The 19,601-nt window shown below is 42.9% G+C and carries 13 protein-coding genes and 2 pseudogenes; 13 read left to right on the top strand and 2 right to left on the bottom strand.

Annotation, left to right across the window (positions count from 1 at the left end; genetic code table 11):
* Positions 1-112: 112 nt before the first annotated feature.
* The gene (gshAB, locus tag QM830_RS04460; protein WP_195529344.1) at positions 113-2,377 is read right to left on the bottom strand and encodes a bifunctional glutamate--cysteine ligase GshA/glutathione synthetase GshB; all 2,265 of its coding nucleotides are present in this window, start codon (positions 2,375-2,377) and stop codon (positions 113-115) included.
* Positions 2,378-2,701: 324 nt separating this feature from the next.
* Between gshAB and QM830_RS04455 the strand changes: the two are divergent.
* The 10 genes and pseudogenes from QM830_RS04455 to trxA all read left to right on the top strand — a co-directional run.
* Positions 2,702-3,828: pseudogene (locus tag QM830_RS04455) on the top strand (IS3 family transposase); the annotation flags it as partial.
* Between the two features lie 130 nt (positions 3,829-3,958).
* Positions 3,959-4,323: pseudogene (locus QM830_RS04450) on the top strand (hypothetical protein).
* A 12-nt stretch (positions 4,324-4,335) separates the two neighbouring features.
* Complete coding sequence (locus tag QM830_RS04445; protein WP_414325759.1) at positions 4,336-4,719, top strand: hypothetical protein; 384 nt, start codon at positions 4,336-4,338, stop codon at positions 4,717-4,719.
* A 395-nt stretch (positions 4,720-5,114) separates the two neighbouring features.
* On the top strand, positions 5,115-5,492 hold the full coding sequence (locus tag QM830_RS04440) for a hypothetical protein (RefSeq protein ID WP_414325758.1): 378 nt from the start codon (positions 5,115-5,117) through the stop codon (positions 5,490-5,492).
* Between the two features lie 33 nt (positions 5,493-5,525).
* Positions 5,526-6,170 (top strand): hypothetical protein, encoded by a 645-nt coding sequence (locus QM830_RS04435; protein ID WP_414325757.1) that lies wholly within the window; start codon positions 5,526-5,528, stop codon positions 6,168-6,170.
* A complete protein-coding gene (locus QM830_RS04430) occupies positions 6,157-6,603 on the top strand; it encodes an NADAR family protein (RefSeq protein ID WP_414325756.1) in 447 nt (148 codons plus the stop codon). Before QM830_RS04435 ends, QM830_RS04430 begins: the two co-directional genes overlap by 14 nt.
* A gap of 63 nt (positions 6,604-6,666) precedes the next feature.
* Positions 6,667-7,710 carry a M42 family metallopeptidase gene (locus QM830_RS04425; protein WP_195529342.1) on the top strand — a complete coding sequence of 348 codons (1,044 nt, stop codon included), beginning with the start codon at positions 6,667-6,669 and terminating at the stop codon, positions 7,708-7,710.
* 327 nt (positions 7,711-8,037) lie between these two features.
* On the top strand, positions 8,038-10,023 hold the full coding sequence (locus QM830_RS04420; protein WP_414325755.1) for a peptide ABC transporter substrate-binding protein: 1,986 nt from the start codon (positions 8,038-8,040) through the stop codon (positions 10,021-10,023).
* A 112-nt stretch (positions 10,024-10,135) separates the two neighbouring features.
* Entirely contained in the window at positions 10,136-13,165 is a 3,030-nt protein-coding gene (locus QM830_RS04415; protein ID WP_414325754.1) for a CocE/NonD family hydrolase, read from the top strand.
* A gap of 98 nt (positions 13,166-13,263) precedes the next feature.
* On the top strand, positions 13,264-13,578 hold the full coding sequence (gene trxA / locus QM830_RS04410; protein WP_003002728.1) for a thioredoxin: 315 nt from the start codon (positions 13,264-13,266) through the stop codon (positions 13,576-13,578).
* Positions 13,579-13,767: 189 nt separating this feature from the next.
* Here the strand turns inward: trxA and QM830_RS04405 are convergent, their stop codons facing one another.
* On the bottom strand, positions 13,768-15,249 hold the full coding sequence (locus QM830_RS04405; RefSeq protein WP_414325753.1) for an alpha-amylase: 1,482 nt from the start codon (positions 15,247-15,249) through the stop codon (positions 13,768-13,770).
* Positions 15,250-15,461: 212 nt separating this feature from the next.
* On the opposite strand from QM830_RS04405, the gene QM830_RS04400 reads away from it, so the two are divergent.
* The 3 genes from QM830_RS04400 to QM830_RS04390 are packed head-to-tail and all read left to right on the top strand — an operon-like array spanning position 15,462 to position 19,512.
* Positions 15,462-17,081, top strand: coding sequence for a M20/M25/M40 family metallo-hydrolase (locus QM830_RS04400; protein WP_414325785.1), 1,620 nt, complete (start codon positions 15,462-15,464; stop codon positions 17,079-17,081).
* 51 nt (positions 17,082-17,132) lie between these two features.
* Positions 17,133-17,876 (top strand): ABC transporter ATP-binding protein, encoded by a 744-nt coding sequence (locus tag QM830_RS04395; protein WP_187540611.1) that lies wholly within the window; start codon positions 17,133-17,135, stop codon positions 17,874-17,876.
* Positions 17,866-19,512, top strand: coding sequence for a hypothetical protein (locus QM830_RS04390; RefSeq protein ID WP_414325752.1), 1,647 nt, complete (start codon positions 17,866-17,868; stop codon positions 19,510-19,512). The genes QM830_RS04395 and QM830_RS04390 overlap by 11 nt, the downstream gene beginning before the upstream one ends.
* Positions 19,513-19,601 lie beyond the last annotated feature (89 nt).

The following is a 19,601-nucleotide window of genomic DNA, read 5'->3' as shown; positions in this document are numbered from 1 at the left end:
CAACCCACTACAGTTGACAAAGAGCCGTAGATTTTAGGTATTTACCTTGTCTACTTAAGAGGTATCATATCATCGAGATAAAGGTGATTTGTTTGTTCCTAAGAATGAGGTTTTAGGTTTGACTCGTGGCAACTTCTGGAAAAAGCTTGTCTAGGATTTTTGGAGTGATAGCTTGTCCAGGACCTTCAGCACAATAGGTGTGAATATACATAGAGGGATTGAAGTTGAGCTCGATACAAGTGCAATGAGGTTTTTCCTTGCTAGCAGGCTGAGTTTTATCTGGAATGATGAGGTCAACCCCGCAAGCCCAGGCCCCCATGCTAGTCGCCATAGCTGCAGCTAATTCTTGATAGGATGAATCCATGGTCTCAGTGACATCAATAGAGTCGCCACCTGTAGAGATGTTGGAGTTACGGCGGAGATTGACCTTTTTCCCTTCTGGGAGAATATCATCAGGTGCATAACCTTGCTGAGTTAACATCAGTTGTTCGATGTCTCCTAGCTCAATGATTTCCAGAGGTGAGCGGTGGTCACGGCCTCGCAATGGATTGGCATTTTTCTGAGCGACTAATTCACGAATGGTATGTTTGCCATCACCGACAATATTAGCAGCGACACGAAGGAGGACGGCCTCACAACTCCTGTCCAGAATGAAGAAACGGTATTCGGTTCCTGGGATAAATTCTTCAACAAGAACAGCTGTATCTTCTGCAAAGGCAATCTCGAGAGCTTTCTTATAGTTATCAAGGCTGGCAGGCTCTTGGAAAATGGAAATGCCCAGACCGAAGTTGGTTGATTTTGGTTTAACCACAATTTGCTTGCCCTTGATAAGAGGATAGTAGGTTAGACCTTGTTCTAGACTGGTAAATTCGTCGCCGGCAGGGACAGGGAAGCCAGCATCAGCCAGGATTTTTTTGGTCACGGTTTTATTAGCCATGGCAAGAGGAACTACATAGTTGTCTTTTGAGGTCATGTTACCATTTTTGACGTACTCAACATGATCTTTATGCCAGAGTTTAAGGAATTGATCCTGCTCATCTAGGATTTCAAAATGAAGCCCTTTTTGAATGGCATCAAAGAGCAGCATCTGGGTAGAAAGTTCCATCTCCTCATAACCCTTAAGGGCATAGTGGGCAGTCCAGTCGTAATCATGATAGGCAAGCGCCTTGTCAAGGGCAAAGTCAGAAAGGGACTTGTCTTTGATATGAGGAAGAAGTTGAGCAGCTAGTGTCTGACTGGAATCTGCAAAGGCATCTTTAACTTGTTTGACCAGACCTTGATGATAGTCACCAAGCCCAAAATGTTGCACCAGTTGGTCTAGAGCTGTCGTAATGTTCTGAGTTTCAGCTTCAGAAGGTAGAGGTTCTAAAGGATGAGAGAGGGCAATTTTTTCATTCAGCGCGTGACCTTGAGCCAGAGCCTGATCAACATTTTCAGGGGCATCCAGCCAGAGGAAGGCTAGAAGGAGTAGGTGTACGGTATCCATGGTAGTTTGGCTAATACCGATACGCTCAAAGGGGTTGAGGTCGAAGTTGCGGAATTCTAGGTAGGTGATTCCCTTGTCAAGGAAGGAGCGATTAACCTTTTGTCCACGGAAACGAACAGCCGAGTAAAATTCCTTTTCCGCAATCAAATCACCTTGTTCGATATAGTTTTCGATGGCAGAGACATAGTCTTCTAGGCTTGCAAAAGATACTTGTATTTCTTCCTTATTGACATAACCATGGTCGCTGTTTCGGAAGGAACGCACGAGTTCTGGCACTTCTTGGTCGAAGAAGCCTTGCTCAGCAACAGGTGCAGCACCAAAGAGATAGGTAATCACCCAACGATAGCGCAAATAGTTCTGAGCCAGCTTAAGATAGAGGGCGTTTTTGAAAGCAATTATATCAATCTGGTCACTTTCTTGGAATAGGGCTTCAACCAAATCTTTCCCTAGTTCCATATTATAGTGGATACCTGAGATAGCTTGTAGTTTAGTTCCGTATTTTTCGGCCAGGTAGTTACGATAATAGCGTTCAAATTCATTTTCCAGTTGGGCAACTTGGATTTCTTGGGCGTTGATACGAGGAGGCATGGACAAGGGCCAGAGAAGTTCATCTTTACTGATGGAACGTCCAGCTACATCGGTAATGGCTCCAAGAAATCGACGAGCCTCAGTGGTAGATTTAGCAACTGGTGTGATGAGTTCCATCTGAAACTCACAAAAATCTGTTTGAATATAAGGGTGGAAACTTCGAGCTCCTAGGCATGAAGGGTGAGGCGTATGTGCTAATTTTCCCTGTCTATCGACACGAAGACTTTCTCGTTCAATTCCAAAGTTAGCTTGAAGGATAGGGCTAGTAGGCTCCAGCTTTTGAAGCAGTTGATTTATAGTCATAGAGTCACCTTTTCATCTAATGTTAGTGATAGTCTATTATAAATAGGAGAAGAAAACAACTTTCCGCTACGGTTAAGGGGAATTTCCGAATGTTTCAGATAAGAATTCTTAAAACCAGTTGTTTTTTAGCTCTATTATATGCAAAAATTGTAAAATACCCACTGATTTTTATGTAAAATGTTATTTCTCTTGGAATTTAAATCAAATTAGCCTATACTAATGACGTATATATGAGAACGAAAGAATCCCTAGGGTCGGCACTGCACCCATAAAATGTGACACAAGAAAACACTCCCGTTGAATTCTGGTAAACTAGAAACAGGGATGTTTTGTTATGGTCAAAAAGCATATTCAGTAGAAACTAAGCTAGCCAGTATCGAAATGAAGAAGGCAGGCAAATCAAATAAAGTTATCATGGATACCCTCAGCATCAAAAATGCTAGTCAGGCCAAGACTTGGTGGCAATGGTATCAGAATGATGAATTGTACCGTTTCCACCAACCTGTGGGGAAACAATATACTTATGGTAAAGGGATGAAACAATTATCTGAAGTAGAACAGTTACGTTTGCAGGTAGAATTACTAAAAAAGTATCAGAACTTGATAAGAGAATCGACAAAGTAAGTCTTATCAAGCTAGTAGAAGAGTATAAGAAAACGTGCCCTGTATCGATTATTTTAGAATGTTTCGGCGTCAAACGCTCCACCTTTTATCGCTGGAAACAGGAGTGTAAGAATTCTCAGAAAAGAGGCGAAATAGCAGATAAAATCGAACAACTCTGTATAGAAAATCACTTTATTTACGGCTATCGAACCATCACTCGCTTACTAAAGAAAGTTTATAACCTCGTCGTTAATCGCAAGAAGGTCTATCGTATCATGAAGGAAAAGGGCTACCTTTGCCGTGCCCGTCCCAAGAAGGGACCTAAATTAGGGAAGCCTTACCATGTAACAGACAATAAGCTGGATCGTGATTTCCAGGCAGACAAGCCTATGGAGAAGCTTGTCATAGACATCACCTACCTCTACTTTGGAAACTGTAGACTTTATCTATCTTCGATCATGGATCTCTATAATCGTGAAATAGTAGCTTATACCATCTCAGAGTGTCAAGATACTAACTTTGTACTCGATACACTTCATCAACTTGAGCTACCTCAAGGGGTACTTTTACACAGCGATCAGGGATCTGTCTACACCTCAAAAGCCTACTATCAGCCTTGTATAGAAAAAGGCATCACCCGCTCCATGTCCCGAAAAGGAACACCAGCAGATAATGCCTGTATCGAATGGTTTCACTCTGTTCTCAAGTCTGAAACCTTCTCTCTCCATAAGTGAAGAAACATAACTGGAGATAGTATAACCGATATTGTCAAAAATTACATCATATTTTATAATGAAACTAGAATTCAACAAAAATTGAATGACCAGTCCCCTGTAGAGTACAGAGAATTGGTCGTAGAAGGGATCCAGCAACCAAAGGGCGCTAGCCTTCAAATTTTCCTCCCAAAATGTGTCCAAAATATTGACAGAATTCCAGAATGTATAAATGAAACCAACAAAACTAGAATGGTAAGATGTTATTCAATTTGAGGAAATTGAAGGATATGGAAAATCTATTTAGTTTTAGAAGAAGGCACAGTAGCTTCTTGGTTAGTAATCTATGAACTCCCACAAGAATTATTTGCTCTATTAGAGAGTGGAGATAGAACGCTGCAAGAAGTTTCCTGGGAAGTTCAGAATGACTGTTGGCCACCGACGGAAGAAGAAAATAGGGCTAGTGAGAAACGATTTATATTAAAAGGCTTAACTCCTTTAATAGCTAGTCCTAAAAGTTGGGAATTTTTTACTCAGGAGGAGCTTAAGACATTAATTCCGATTGCTGAGCAGATGTGGATTGACTGGAGAGGCAAACTTCCTGATGATTATGTATCACTGCTAAAATAAGGAAGGTATAAAATGAAACCAACAAGACTACAATGGGAAGATGTTATCCAATTTGAAGAGGTAAAAGGATACGGTCAGCATGTCTGGAGAGATTGTAATCATCTTTATTATGTTGATGAGGAGGGAGGAATTGCCCCTCAGCGTGTGGTTTATGAATTCCCATTAGAACTATTTCAATTATTAAAGTCTGGGGAAAAAACACTTAAAGAAATTCATTTCAAGCTAAAAAACGACTGTTGGCCACCGAACGTGACACAAGAAGAAGCTAATAAAAACTTCTTTAGGCAATTTCCAGAGGCTTTAAGAGGAAATCCAAAAGCACAAGGCTTATACACAATGTCTGAACTGGAAGAAATATTACCCGAAGGGGCTGAAATTCTAGCGAGTAAAGATTAAAATAACTCTTTATATCTATGTTGGAATATAAACAAATAAGAGTTTATAAATTAAGTATTAGTAAGCTCTTTCTTTAATTCTCGCCTATAAAAATTCTGTAGTGAAAATCCAACAGAGCACTCACAATATCAATTATCCCTTCATGAACCGAAATATTCAGCCTGAATTACAAGGGGAACAAAAAGACGAATTAAAAAGCAGTGAGGACCATTTTTGAGGTATTTTTGGAAGTCAAGAGGACAAACTTTTCCAGAAGTATCTCAAAAGGGATAGAATAGCCTCACAGGATGCTTGGAATAAAGCTAGTGGGGAGGCATTGAACTCTATGATAAGTTTTTTCAAGAGGAACAAATATAATTTTTCAATTCTTGAGGATTAGAAATAGGCTAGAACAAATGTTAAAAAGACAATATAAATTATTCAAGAGTGTCGACGACAAAATAGAACTCACCGTCCTATATAGCAGAGAAAATTATAAAATTTTAACAACCTTTATGATGACAGAAGTTACGGATTTTTATCTGTATGTCAGAGAAGCTTTGGAAAATGTAATTTCTGGGAATATGGAAGAATATGCTTTTGATGGTAATTTGTTAGGGATTGAAATTGGAAAAGAAATAACAGAAGTTTACTTCCAATTTGAGGAAGAAATATTAGGCGATCCATGCTTTATTCCTACAAATGAACTTTATAAATTGGTTTTAGAGTGGAAAGAAATGCAAGAAAAAATGCACAGAGGGGAAGATATTTTTCCGGTGACTTTAGAGGATTGATGTTGAAATAATTCCCCAAATAATGGAGAAGTGATGAACAATAAAGAAGTAAAAGATTTATTTTATAAAGTCCCTGAAGGGGTTGATTATGCAGACATATTAGAAGATGTTGATCTAGAGGATGTTCCTGAAGAAACGATTCAAAAGTTGACTTCATTATTGGACAGTGATAATGACTATATACGCTATCAAGCTTCTAGATTGTTGACCATTTGGGGAATCAGAGAAGGCTTTGATATCCTGACTCAGATGTTCAGTCAAGGGCAATTAGAGTGGATGATTTCGCATCGTCTGTATGGCTATGATGATACCAATCGGATCATATTAGATGCCCTTAAAAGCTACTGGGCTACTCAGTCGGATAGTGGTAATGGCGATCAAGCGAGGAAAGATATATTTCCTTATGTCTGTCAAATTATAGAGCAGGCTGGAAACAGTTATTATGATATTTCATATTTTTACTACTTAGTTGAGGGTAATGGTTTTTCTGAATACATCCCCTACTTGAAACACTTCCTTTCAACTATTATGGACAAATCTGAGGATAATTATTGGCGAATTCATGATACCTTGAAGCTATTCTTAAAGGTAGAGCCTGGTTATGTGCCACAGTTATTAAAAGAAAAGCAAAAATCATTAGGAGATTTTGGAATCGAGGATAAAGGTGAAAGAAATTAAATTTTATAAAGTAAATGATGATTATGGTTTTATGTCCAATTTTGCTCCCTATCCTTTTTCAGATGGTAGCAAAATCTGGCCGACATCAGAGCATTATTTTCAAGCACAAAAGTTTTTAGTGCCCCAAATTCAAGAGAAAATTCGTCAGATAGCATCTCCAATGGATGCTGCCTTAGAGGGGCGCAATCGTCAAAATCCCTTGAGACCAGTTTGGGAAGAGGTCAAAGATGAGGTGATGCTTCAGGCCCTTCGGATGAAATTTAGCCAAAATCCAGAAATCGCGAAAGAATTGCTCGCGACAGGAGATGCTATAATCATCGAACATACGCGAAACGACGCCTACTGGGCTGATGGGGGAGATGGCTCTGGAAAGAACAAACTAGGCATTCTCCTAATGCAAGTACGGGAAGAGTTGAAAAACTCCAACCTGTAATCTCTCCTCTAGCTATTCCACCTATTTCATGCTAGAATAAAGAAAAACACATTTGGAGGCATTATGAATCAGACAGTGACTTATTTGCAGGAATTGACAGCCATTCCTTCACCGACCGGTTTTACACGGGAGATCGCAGACTACTTGGTCAAAACCATTGAAGGCTTTGGGTATGAAGTAACTCGGACTGCTAAGGGTGGGGTAAATGTGACCGTGCCTGGTGTGATCACAGACAAGCAACGCTACGTCACAGCCCATGTGGATACCTTGGGGGCTATTGTCCGCGCTGTGAAAGCAGATGGTCGCCTCAAGCTAGACCGTATCGGTGGTTTCCCTTGGAATATGATTGAAGGGGAAAATTGTACAGTCCATGTAGCCAATACAGGAAAGACCCATTCGGGGACAATTTTGGTCCATCAGACTTCATGTCATGTATACAAGGATGCGGGAACTGTCGAGCGGACCCAGGACAATATGGAAGTCCGTCTGGATGAAAAAGTGACCAATGAGAAAGAAACTCGTGCACTTGGCATTGAAGTGGGTGATTTTGTCAGCTTTGATCCACGGACCATTGTGACAGATACCGGCTTTATTAAATCTCGTCACTTGGATGACAAGGTGAGTGCAGCGATTCTTTTGAATCTTCTGCGCGTCTACAAGGAAGAGAAGATCCAATTGCCAGTAACGACCACCTTTGCCTTTTCAGTCTTTGAAGAAGTAGGGCATGGTGCTAATTCTAGTATCCCGTCTGAAGTGGTAGAGTACTTGGCAGTGGATATGGGGGCTATGGGAGATGACCAAGCGACGGATGAATACACGGTATCCATCTGTGTCAAAGACGCTTCAGGACCGTATCACTACGAATTCCGTCAGCATTTGGTAGCCTTGGCAAAAGCTCAAGAAATCCCTTATAAGTTGGATATCTATCCTTTCTATGGATCAGATGCCTCTGCAGCCATGAGCGCAGGAGCAGAAGTGAAACATGCTCTCCTCGGAGCAGGTATCGAGTCTAGCCACTCATATGAGCGGACCCACTTGGATTCTGTAGTTGCAACAGAGCGCATGGTCGATGCCTACCTCAAGAGCGACTTGGTAGAAGTTCGCTGACGTCCGTACTCACCTAAGGAAAGTCTCAAATTAGTTTTAAACGAAAATAAAAAGAGGCTGGGACAAAAGTCCTAGCCTCTTAATTGTTTTTGGATTGTCGAGCAAGACGCAGTGGTTGAGTGGGCTCTACTACGCTGATTTCATCAGCTTTTACAGCCCTACTCAACTGTGCGGAGGTGGGACGACGAAATCGAATTCTAACGAATGACTGATTTCTGTCCCACTCTCTTTTTCGAAAAAAAAATAATTTTCTGACAATTTCTTTCCTTCTGAAATTCTTTATGGTATAATCTAAAAATAAACTTAAAATTTCTTAAGGAGTTTTATATGAAAAAAAGAAATGTCATTGCACTTGCAGGAGTTGCTCTCCTTTCCGCAGGGATCTTAGCAGCTTGTTCTGGAGGTTCTAAATCATCTAGCTCAAGTAACGGCCAAAAATTCTCATATGTCTATGAGACGGAGCCTGAAAACTTGAACTATATCACATCTGGTAAAGCAGCAACCCATGAAATCACAGGGAACTTGATTGATGGTCTGTTTGAAAATGATAAGTACGGAAATTTGGTTCCTTCTCTTGCAAAAGATTGGACAGTTTCTAAAGATGGTTTGACTTATACCTATAAACTTCGTGATGATGCCAAATGGTATGATTCAGAAGGGGAAGAGTACGCAGATGTAACAGCTAAAGATTTCGTAACAGGAATCAAATATGCGGCTGATAACAAATCAGAAATGCTCTACATCATCCAAGATTCTATCAAAGGCTTGAACGACTACGTCAGCGGAAAAAATAAAGATTTCTCTGCTGTAGGAATTAAAGCAGTTGATGATCATACCCTTCAAGTTACTTTAAACCAGGCAGAGCCTTTCTGGAATTCTAAATTGACTCTTGGAATTACCTTCCCAATCAACGCGAAATTCGTAGAATCTAAAGGGGATAAATTCGCCCAAGCAAGTGATACAAGCTCCCTTCTTTACAATGGTCCATACATCTTGAAGAGCTTCACTTCTAAATCATCTATCGAGATGAGTAAGAATGAAAACTACTGGGACAAAGACAATGTTCACGTCACAGATGTTAAGCTAGAGTACTATGATGGTCAAGACCAAAGTAAATTGGCCAACTCATTTGAGGACAATGCTCTTAGCCTTGCTAAATTGTTCCCAACTGGACCTGGATTTACAGACCAAGCTAAGAAGTTTAAAGATGAGATCATCTACACTCCTCAAGATGCCAGCACTTTCGTTATCGGGGTTAATATCGACCGTCAGTCTTACAAGTACACTGCAAAAACAACAGATGAAGAAAAATCATCTACTAAGAAAGCTCTTTTGAACAAAGACTTCCGTCAAGCGATCAGTTTTGCCTTCGACCGTGAATCTTATGCTGCCCAAGCAAATGGTAAAGATGGAGCAAGCAAACTGATCCGTAACCTCTACATCCCACCTACATTCGTTCAAGCAGATGGCAAGACCTTTGGTGAAATGGTTAAAACTGAGTTGGTGACTTATGGAGACGAGTGGAAAGATGCAAATCTTGATGATGGTCAAAATGGTCTTTACAACGCAAAACAAGCCAAAGAAGAGTTTGCGAAAGCGAAATCTGCACTTGAAGCAGATGGCGTGAAATTCCCAATCCACTTGGATATGCCAGTTGACCAAACGACTCCATCGAAGGTTCAACGTGCTCAATCTTTCAAACAATCAGTTGAAAGCTCACTTGGAAAAGACAACGTCGTTGTCGACATCCATATGCTATCCAAAGAAGATCTCTTGAACGTGACCCTCTTTGCTGCTAAAGCAGAAGACGAAGACTGGGATATCTCAGATAACGTTGGATGGAGCCCTGACTACCAAGACCCATCAACTTACATGGATATCTTGAAAGCTTCATCTGGTGAAAATACTAAGACTTTCCTTGGATTTGATCCAAGCGAAAACAATGAGGCAGCTAAGAAAGTTGGCTTGTACGACTTTGAGAAGATGATAACGGAAGCAGGAGCTGAAACAAAGGATCTTAACAAACGTTTTGAGAAATATGCAGCAGCTCAAGCTTGGTTGACAGATAGTGCCTTGGTAATTCCTACAACATCTAAGACTGGTCGTCCATTCTTGACTCGTGTAGAACCATTCTCAGCACCATTCGGCTGGACCGGTGGTAAAGGGAAAGACAACGTTGTCTATAAAGGCATGAAGCTTCAAGACAAGCCTGTAACAACCGAAGACTATAACAAAGCTCTTGAAAAATGGAAGAAAGAGCAAGCAGAGTCTAACCAAAAAGCTCAAGAAGAATTAAAAGATCATGTGAAATAAGTATCTTTAGATCGAGGCAAATTTGCCTCGATTTTTTCTTGGAAAGAAATTGATATAAAAGCGCTTACATAGTATAATAGCTATATTGATTACAAAATGTAAGGAGACTGACATGAAAAAGAAAACAATGGTTTCCATTGTCGCATCGAGCTTACTGCTCGCGCCGATGGTCTTGCATCAAGTAGCAGCGGCAGATGAGCAGACAGAAGAGCTAGCTCCATCGACAGAAGTGGTCCATGCTCCATCTACTGAAGCAACACCGACAGCACGTGACACAAGTACTAGCTCTAGTGAAGAAAGCGCAAGCTCAAGTGAGGCATCGCTGGATCGGGCGGCAGGTGCCAATCAAGTAGCTCCTACAAGAGAAGCCCACACAGCCCTAAGTGAGCCTACTGTCCCAGTAGCAACTCCAGCAGCAACAAATAGGGAAGCTGGACCTCAATCCACTCCTACTTCAGAAGCACCGGCAACAAGTCAGGATTTGGCAAAGGTCACAGATTCGACCCTTGCAGCGGATCAGAGCTCTAAAGAGTTGACTGTCCAGGATGCTGTTAATGGCTTGCTTCAATGGGCAGCAACAGATCCTAGCCAATTGGGCCAAAGCCAAGCAGATCGCGAACGCTTTGCCAAGAGTTTAGGCTTGATTGAAAAATCAGAAGATCTGACTCGTAAGGTTAGTCAGCCAGAATTGGCCAAGATGTACGAAAGAGCTAAGAAACTCTACGATGCCTATCGTGCTGAAAAGAAAAGCCCGCTCTTTTTAAATGGTCGTGCCCAGCCGATTTTCCCTTATACGACGGGAGAAAAAGAAGACCAAGACTACAAATATGAAGACAGCCAAATTGTACGCTTCCCAGTCTATGTCGAAACGGACTACGATACCGATGCAGATGGCAAGCCTGACTTAGTCAAAGCCATTGTTCAATTACCAAAAGCAGTCGCTCAAGGGGATTTTAAGGCAGCAACCATTCTGGAAGCGCGTCCTTACGTAGCGGGAACCTTGGATGAAAACTATGTGACTCTTGAAAGTCTGGGCTTGCCGACAGATGGATCCTACGACATGAAGAAGTTGCGGGAGCAACCAGCTAAACGCCAAGCAGTCGCCAGTGAAACAACAGTAGAAGCAGCGAAAAAAGCCAAAGCATCGGATTGGTACTACTACAGTCCCTACGAGTATATCTATGACTACGAAGATCTCAACTGGTACGACTATTTCTTGGTCAGAGGCTATGCCTTTATCTCAAGCGCTGGACTTGGGACCAAGGGATCAGAAGGATTTAACACGACAGGGTCTGACCTCGAAATCAATGCCTTCAAGAATATCATCGAATGGGTCAATGGCAAACGCAAAGCCTACACCGATAAGACTAGCAATATCGAAATCAAGGCAGACTGGGCAAGTGGCAATGTCGCAATGACCGGTCTATCCTGGGCTGGTACCACAACCTTTGGTGTGGCAGCGACTGGCGTAGAAGGCCTAAAGACCATCGTTCCAGCAGCAGGGATTGCTTCTTGGTATGATTATTTCAATAGCCAAGGGACACAATTTGGCAATGCACCTTATAGTGACCTTTCATGGCTCTCCCTCTACGTTAGCACGCGGATGCTGGATCAAGACGACTGGGCAGGGATTTGGCAAAACTATTCCAACTACATCAACCAATTGAACAAGGACCAGTACGCTCATGATCGCAACTACAGTGATGTCTGGAAAGAGCGGGATTATACCCTTCATCCTAAAAATCTCAAGACCAGCGCCCTGATCGTCCATGGCTTGAATGATGACAATGTCAAAACCAAACACTTTGAACTCATGTACGATGCCCTCAAGAAAGCGGGCCAAGATGTCAAGCTCTATCTCCACCAAGGAGACCACGTCTATCCAGCAGCTATGTCTCGTGGCTATGGGATCACAGCCAAGGGCCAAGATTTCTATGACCTACTCAATACTTGGCTGACCCATTACCTCTATGGTGTGGACAATCACGTCGAAAGTTTGCCAGCAGTTCTAGCTCAAAACAACTATGATCCAAGTAAGTGGACCAGCTATGATAACTGGAAGAGCAGTCAGCGTCTCTTCTTACATGCAAGTTCGAAACGGCTAGAAGAAACCATTTCAAGTGACTATGCGGCTGCGGGTGTTGAGATCGCTAACCGTAATGAAACAGTCAGCAAAGCCTCTTCTAAGGCTAATCTGACCTTTGTTTCTGATGTCACTGAGGACACTACGATCAAGGGACACATTCCCGTTCATTTCAAAGCAGCTCTTGCTAAAGGTCAAGGGAAGAATTTCCAACTCAATGCCCTCTTGGTAGACGTGGCAGATGAGGACTTTGATGTCGTAGGAAATGGTAGCGTCAAGCAAGATAAAACAGCAGACGCTTTCTGGATGGGAAGCAATTTAAGCAACTTATCTGTAGCCGAATACGAAACCATCAAGACCAAGTACAAGGTGATCGCTAAAGGGTGGATCAACCTTGCCAACCCTGAGTCTGGCTACGATTCAGCAAGTTCACGAGCTAGTATCGAGCCAAAAGTTGGGGAATACCATGATTATACGGTCTATCTCCAACCAAATCTCTATACGGTTAAGAAAGGTCACAAGTTAGCCCTAGTCTTTAACACCTATGACCCATCTGATTTAACGGTGGAGCATCCATATGAAGTAACCTTTAAGACAGATTCTATCCAGGCTGCGATTCCAATTGTCGAAAAGACCCGCGCCCAAAAGGCAGTCTATGTGCCAAGTGCAGGCGATACAGACTATGCAAACTTGCCAGAAATAGAAGGAGCTGCTCTAGTAGCACCAGAAGTACACGACAAGGAGGAATATATCCTTCCAACCCCAGAACATCTTGTCCAACCAAGCCCAACTATTCCTGACAAGGTAGAGGAGATGAAGACAGGATCAGCTACACAAGAGCAACCTCATCATACAGTAGCAGTATCCTATGGCCCTCAATTTGTTTCATCAGGATTGGTAGAAGATTTTCCTGCTACCAACTCTACAGCAGGAGGAGAACATCTAAACCATACGCTTCCACAAACAGGGAACAAAGAACATGCTCTGGGTCTCTTAGGTCTGTTTACCCTGACAGCTTCTAGCCTCATCTTTTGGCGCAAGAAGAAAGAAGAGGCCTAAGGAGTAACCGTAGCAAATATTTCTAAAATGGCCTCTTTTAGTGTAAAATAAAAGTAGAAATGTTAGATCAGTAGATGGCTACTGAAAAAGGAGGAAATATGGCACACGTAATCACAGATGCAACTTTTGAACAAGAAACTAGCCAAGGACTTGTCTTGATTGACTTTTGGGCAACTTGGTGTGGCCCATGTCGCATGCAAGCACCGATCTTGGATCAGTTGGCAGAAGAAGTACATGAAGATGATTTGAAAATCTGTAAGATGGATGTCGATGAAAATCCAAATACAGCCCGTCAATTCGGTATCATGTCGATCCCAACTCTTCTCTTTAAAAAAGATGGACAAGTCGTGAAACAAGTGGCTGGAGTTCATACCAAAGCCCAATTAAAAGAAATCATTGCAGAATTGAGCTAAAAAGAAGACTCGTTTTCCAAACTGGAAAACGAGTTTTTTTTGATGCTCTTTATTTCTTTCAAATAGACGCGATACCCATTGACAGCGTTTTCTCATAGTGCTAAAATGAAACTGTATTTCCTATAAAATTTTTACAGGAAAAAATCTCCTAGGAAGCTATAGGTCTTAGGAGAAAATTACATATAAAGGTTATTGGCCATCTGTATCTTGGGCTACCCAGACGCTGATGGAGCGTTCTGCCACTGGGAATTCAGCAGTACCGTCTTCTTGAACTTGGACAGTTTCGCTACAATTTTCTAGGACATCATAGTAGGTGAGACCTGCATATGATGAGCCAATCTCCATGACTTTTGTAGCAGCTTGGTTATTCGAAATCAAGCAGGCGATTGGTGCTGAATCTTCTCTTCCTGAGCGTGTCCAACCGATGCAATTTGGATCATCGAAGTAGTCCGTTTGTTCCCCGTAGGCCAGATCTTTACGGACCCATAAGAGACGATCGAGAACCTCTTGGAAACTTTCTTGTGCAAATTTGCCCTCGATACCGTAGTAGTCTCCATAGAAGACACAAGGCAAACCAGCTTCACGAAGTAAAATTAAGGCATAGGCTGCAGGCTTAAACCATTCTTCAATGGTAGATTCCAAGGCTTGCCCTCTCTGGGTATCATGGTTGTCCACGAAGGTTACAGCCTGTTCAGGATGATTTAGGGCCAGTGTTCCATCAAAAATGGTTCGCAGGTCGAAATGTTCACCTTCTTGGCTGGCTCTAAAGAGGTTTTGGTGGAGAGCTACGTCGACCAGGTCATACAAGTAATCAATACTTTCCAAATACTCATCGTTGGTCTCTTTATCCCCATTCCAAAACTCGCCAAAGACGTAGAAATCTTCTCCAAATTTTTTAGTGATATTGTGGATGAAATTCTTCATAAAGAAGGAGTCGATGTGTTTGACTGCATCCAGACGGAAACCTTCTACACCAGTCGTTTCGATAAACCATTCAGCCCACTGATCGAGATTTTCTACAACCTCAGGGTGTTTGAAATCGATATCGGCGTACATGAGGTAATCGTAGTTTCCATTCTCCTTGTCCACCAGATCCCCATGAGCCCAACCTTTGTTGTCTCCTTGGATTTGGTAGATCCCATTCTTATTACGAGAAGCATCGTAGTCAGTACCGGTGAAGTGGTACCAATGCCAGTGGAAGTCATTATAGGCTCCATTTCGGCCATCAAAGGTAAATTTAGTCCATCCTTGAATGGTGAAGGGCTCAGTGAGGATGTTGTTTCGATCCATGGGATCGACTTCAACGACCTCGAACTCCTCTAGACCATCTGCTGCAGCTTTGTGGTTAAGAACGACATCAGCCATTGGTTGAATACCCACAGCTTTGAGGGCTTGAATGGCTTGCAGATAATCTTCTTTGAAGCCATATTTTGTACGAATCGTCCCTTTTTGGTCGAACTCTCCCAAATCAAAGAGGTCATAGACACCGTAACCAACGTCATTGTTAGAAGTAGCTTTAAAGGCAGGTGGCATCCAGACTTTACGAATACCCAAGTCTGCTAAGTGTTGCGCATCTTCAGCAAGACGCATCCAGTGGTTTCCATCAGCTGGCAGGTACCACTCAAAATATTGCATTAAGGTTTGATTTTCCATTGTTATTTCTTCTTTCATGTGAATGGTCCTATTTTACCAAAAATAGTTGGATGCGACAAACGTTTGCACTGGAAGCAAGCCCTTTCTAGAAAAGAAATCGCATACAGGAAAGAAGTGAGGTCGGGAGATAGAGTCATGGTTGCCTGTTGGCCACAGAGACATAGAAGTCTGATAGTAGGGATATCCATTATTCTATTTATATATAGTAGCAAAGAAGGGTGGTTTTGAAAGTGAAAGGAACCAATAGAGAGAGTATCGAAACGATTTTTACCGAAGCCTTGGCCATTCCAAGCTTCACCAACACGGAGACAGAGCAAGGAATCGAAGCCTTACTGGATCAACGGATTGCCCAAATCCCCTATTTTAAGGAACATCCGGACCACTTTGGGCGCTATCAGGTACCACAGGATCACTTGCATCGGTCGGTCAATTGGGCCTTGGTTGATAAGGGCAAGAAAAAAACAGTTATTCTATTCCACCACCATGATACAGTCGATCTAGAAGACTATGGACATTTGTCAGAGATCGCGCTCGATTCTGATAAAGTAGCAGTAGCCTTGAAAACACTAGATAGGCGACCAGATATCCAGGCTGATTTAGCTTCTGGTCAATGGAAATTTGGCAGAGGATCTTGCGATATGAAAGCAGCTCTAGCCCTGCAACTAGGGGTTCTGGAAGCCTATGTAGCAGATCCTATTGGAGGTCAGGTCAATCTGCTCTATCTCTCTGTTGGAGACGAGGAATCCTATTCACGTGGGATGCGGGGAGCTTTGGGGCTCCTGACAGATTTGCAGGAAAAGTTTGATCTGGATTATGTCTTAGCAGTAGATTCGGAGCCCTTTGAATCGGATCTAGAAAAAGAAAAAGTCCTTCACATTGGCACAGTGGGTAAACTCATGCCAGTCGTTGTGGCGCAAGGCGTCTTATCCCATATGAAGGAGCCCCTTAAAGGGATCAATGCCTTGTCGCTCTTAGTGGCCATCGCAAGCCAGCTAGATCTTCATCCCGATCTGGCAGATCAGGCCTTGGGAGAAACGTCTCCCCTTCCTTCTTGGTCCTATCTCAGAGATTTGAAGGAGCAGTACGATGTATCGACCGTGCTCTATGCGGCTGGTTATTTCAGTGTATTGCATTTGAAGAAAACACCGCAAGAACTCCTGCAGCGGATTTATGAGCTTAGTCAGGAGGCCTTGGATGCCTTTTACAAGAAGTATGAGCACTTGCAGGATCAGGCTGGCCAAGACCATATGATTGCAAGGCCAAGAGTTATCACCTATCAAGAACTAGAGGAACGATGCCAAGCCATCGAGGACTACCAAGTCTTTAAGGAAGCTTCCAACAAAAAAGCGGAACAAGATTTTCGTGCGGGTACTAGCTACCAGAGCCTTGCGATTCAGCAAATCCAGCGGCTCCTTGAGTTTCTCGGAGATAAGGATCCCATGGTGGTCATCGGTTTTGCGCCCCCATATTATCCTTCTATGAATTGTCGCTTTTTGGACAATACAGAACTCAAAATCGAGTCCTTGATCGAGGATTACCGCCAGTATCTGGACCAAAAGGGTTATACCTTAAAAGTCGAGGAATACTTTATGGGGATTAACGACACCAGTTATTGCGCCTTGGAAAAGGATGTGGCCTCTTACCAAGTCGTCCTAGATAGTCTGGCCACTCCGGCTCAAATTTATGATCTGGATCTAGAAAAAATTGCCCAAATTCAGGTGCCAGCAGTCAATCTAGGCCCCTGGGGCAAGGAATTGCACAAGCGAGGGGAGCGGGTTTACCAAGAAGATTTCTTAGCAACCATTCCAAACTACCTGCTAGATTTGCTCTATCATTTCGATGATCTCTAATGACAATAGAAAACAAACACGATCCCAATGAGGATCGCACAAGGAGTTAGCATGATTACATTTCACGGAGTTACAAAAGATTACGATGGGCACATTGCCCTCAACCACTTGGATCTGACCATCGAAGATGGACAAATTGTCGGCTTGATTGGCCACAACGGAGCCGGTAAGTCCACAACCATCAAGAGTTTGGTCAGTGTGATTACCCCAACCACTGGGACCATCGAGGTAGATGGTCAGGACCTTTATAGCCATCGGCTTGCGATCAAAAAGAAGATCGGTTACGTGGCGGATTCGCCGGATCTTTTCTTGCGTCTCACAGCCAATGAATTTTGGGAGTTGGTTGCGACCTCTTATGATATGAGTCAGAAAGACTGTGACCAACGCTTGGAAGAGCTTCTTACGATCTTTGATTTTCAGAGCCACCGCTATGAAGTAATTGAATCCTTTTCACATGGGATGCGCCAGAAGGTCTTCGTCATTGCAGCGCTCTTATCAGATCCAGATATCTGGGTCTTGGACGAACCGATGACCGGGCTGGACCCGCAGGCTTCTTACGATTTAAAACAAATGATGCGCCAACATGCGGATCGTGGAAAGACGGTTATTTTCTCTACCCACGTCTTAGAAGTAGCTGAACAACTCTGTGATAAGATCGCCATTCTCAAAAAAGGCAATCTCATTTTCTATGGGACGATCGAGGAATTGAAGGGCCAACACCCCGAACAAAGTCTGGAAAGTATCTATCTCAGTCTAGCGGGGCGGAAGGAAGAAGGTGGCGATCATGCGTCTTAAGATCATCCAACAGTTGGTCAATGTCAATATCATCTATGCCAGCCAGCCAGCTCAGATCGCAAAATTACGTGCCAAACAGGCCAAAAAACCGGACGTCAAACTCAATGTTGCCCGAAGATCGGTATTGAACTATCTCTCTTTAGGGTTTTTCTATTTCGTCTTGTTTGGTTTGCTCTTTAGTATCTATGATTTTGTCCATCAACCAGCCTTCTTTGTCAACATGGTGGCCCTTTTTTCCTTGATGACCATTTCCCAAGGTTTTATGAGCTTTTACAATGTCTTTTATGAAAGCAAGGACCTGCAGTTTTACCGGCCCTATGCTTTCTCAGATGCAGAAGTCATAGCAGGAAAGAGCATCTCAGTCATCCTGACTCTTCTCATGGCTATCCTTCCCTTGATCAGCTATTTTCTGATCCTCCCTGTACAGGCAGGTGGCTTTAATCCGTTAGGGATCCTACTAGGTCTCTTTTGTGCTTTGATTCTCTTAGCCGTTCTCTTTTTAGCGACGATCATCCTATCCCATCTGATCACCAAGACCCTCTTTTTCAAAAAACACACGACCTTGGTCTCTAATCTCATGGTCGGAATCGGCTCCCTCTTGAGTTTAGGGGCTTATCTTTATCTAAATCTAGTCCAAACTCACCGGGTAGAAGTGACGGGTGGCGCAGAGATTCCCATTCTATTTCCACCTTTTACGGCCTTTCATCAGTTCATTCTCCATCCTTTTGATGGTGGAGCGATCCTTGGCCTTCTGGGCTGGATAGCGGTGCTGTTGGTCTTGATCGGCCTAGTTCGCAAAATCGTGATCCCACAATTCTATGATGCAGCCCTTGCAGTTGCGACCAACCAAACTGTCAAAGAGCGCGTAAGAGTGCTCCATGTTGGTCAGAAAGACTCCTTTAGACGATTTGTCATTCAGTATCATCGCAGACTCTTGCTTGATGGAACCCTTATGGTGCAAGTACTCTTGATGATGAGCATTCTGCCTTATATTTTCCTACTCAGTGGAGCAGCAGGAGCATCGAAAAATATAGGAGGCCTCAGTCCTTACTTGACGCCCCAGTATTTGGTGCCACTGGCTCTCGTTGCCTTCTTGATCGGTGTTTTCAATAGTTTTGGAGGCTTGACCAGTATCGGTATCTCGCTGGAGCGTGAAAACTTTGAGTATTTGAGATCGCTCCCTATTGATTTCAAACGCTATCTCTTCATGAAGTTTTGGTTGCTCTATCTAGTGCAATCCATTCTTCCTGTCATTCTTCTGGTTGGTGTTTGTCTCTATTTTGGCGTCCATCCATTAGCCATCCTAGCCATGTTGCTGATCTGGGTCGTAACCACCATTCCGATCTGCATTCGAGACTATGTTAAAGATTTTCAAAATTTTAGCACCAATTGGACCAATATCACGGAGTTGATGACCCGTCATCGTGGGAATGCAGCTCTTCAGTCTATTCTCTTGATTGTCTTTCTCTTTGTGATGTTTCTCTTAATCATTGGCAGCTTCATTTGGACCTATCATTCCGTCAGCACCCTGCTGGCTGTGATTCTTTATAGTGTTATCCTGCTAATCGGAGCAGGAATCAGCTATAGCATCTACCGCAAAAAAATCCGCACTCTCTACCAAGAGATCGGAGAATAAAAAGAGAGAGTGGGACAGAAATCGGTCATTCGTTAGAATTCGATTTCGTCGTTCCACCTCCGCACAGTTGAGTAGGGCTGTAACAGCTG

Source organism: Streptococcus sp. OMI750, assembly GCF_047463895.1.
Taxonomy (GTDB): Bacteria; Bacillota; Bacilli; order Lactobacillales; family Streptococcaceae; genus Streptococcus.
Note: the sequence above shows the minus strand (reverse complement) of the source record. Positions and strands in the feature narration are given on the sequence as shown.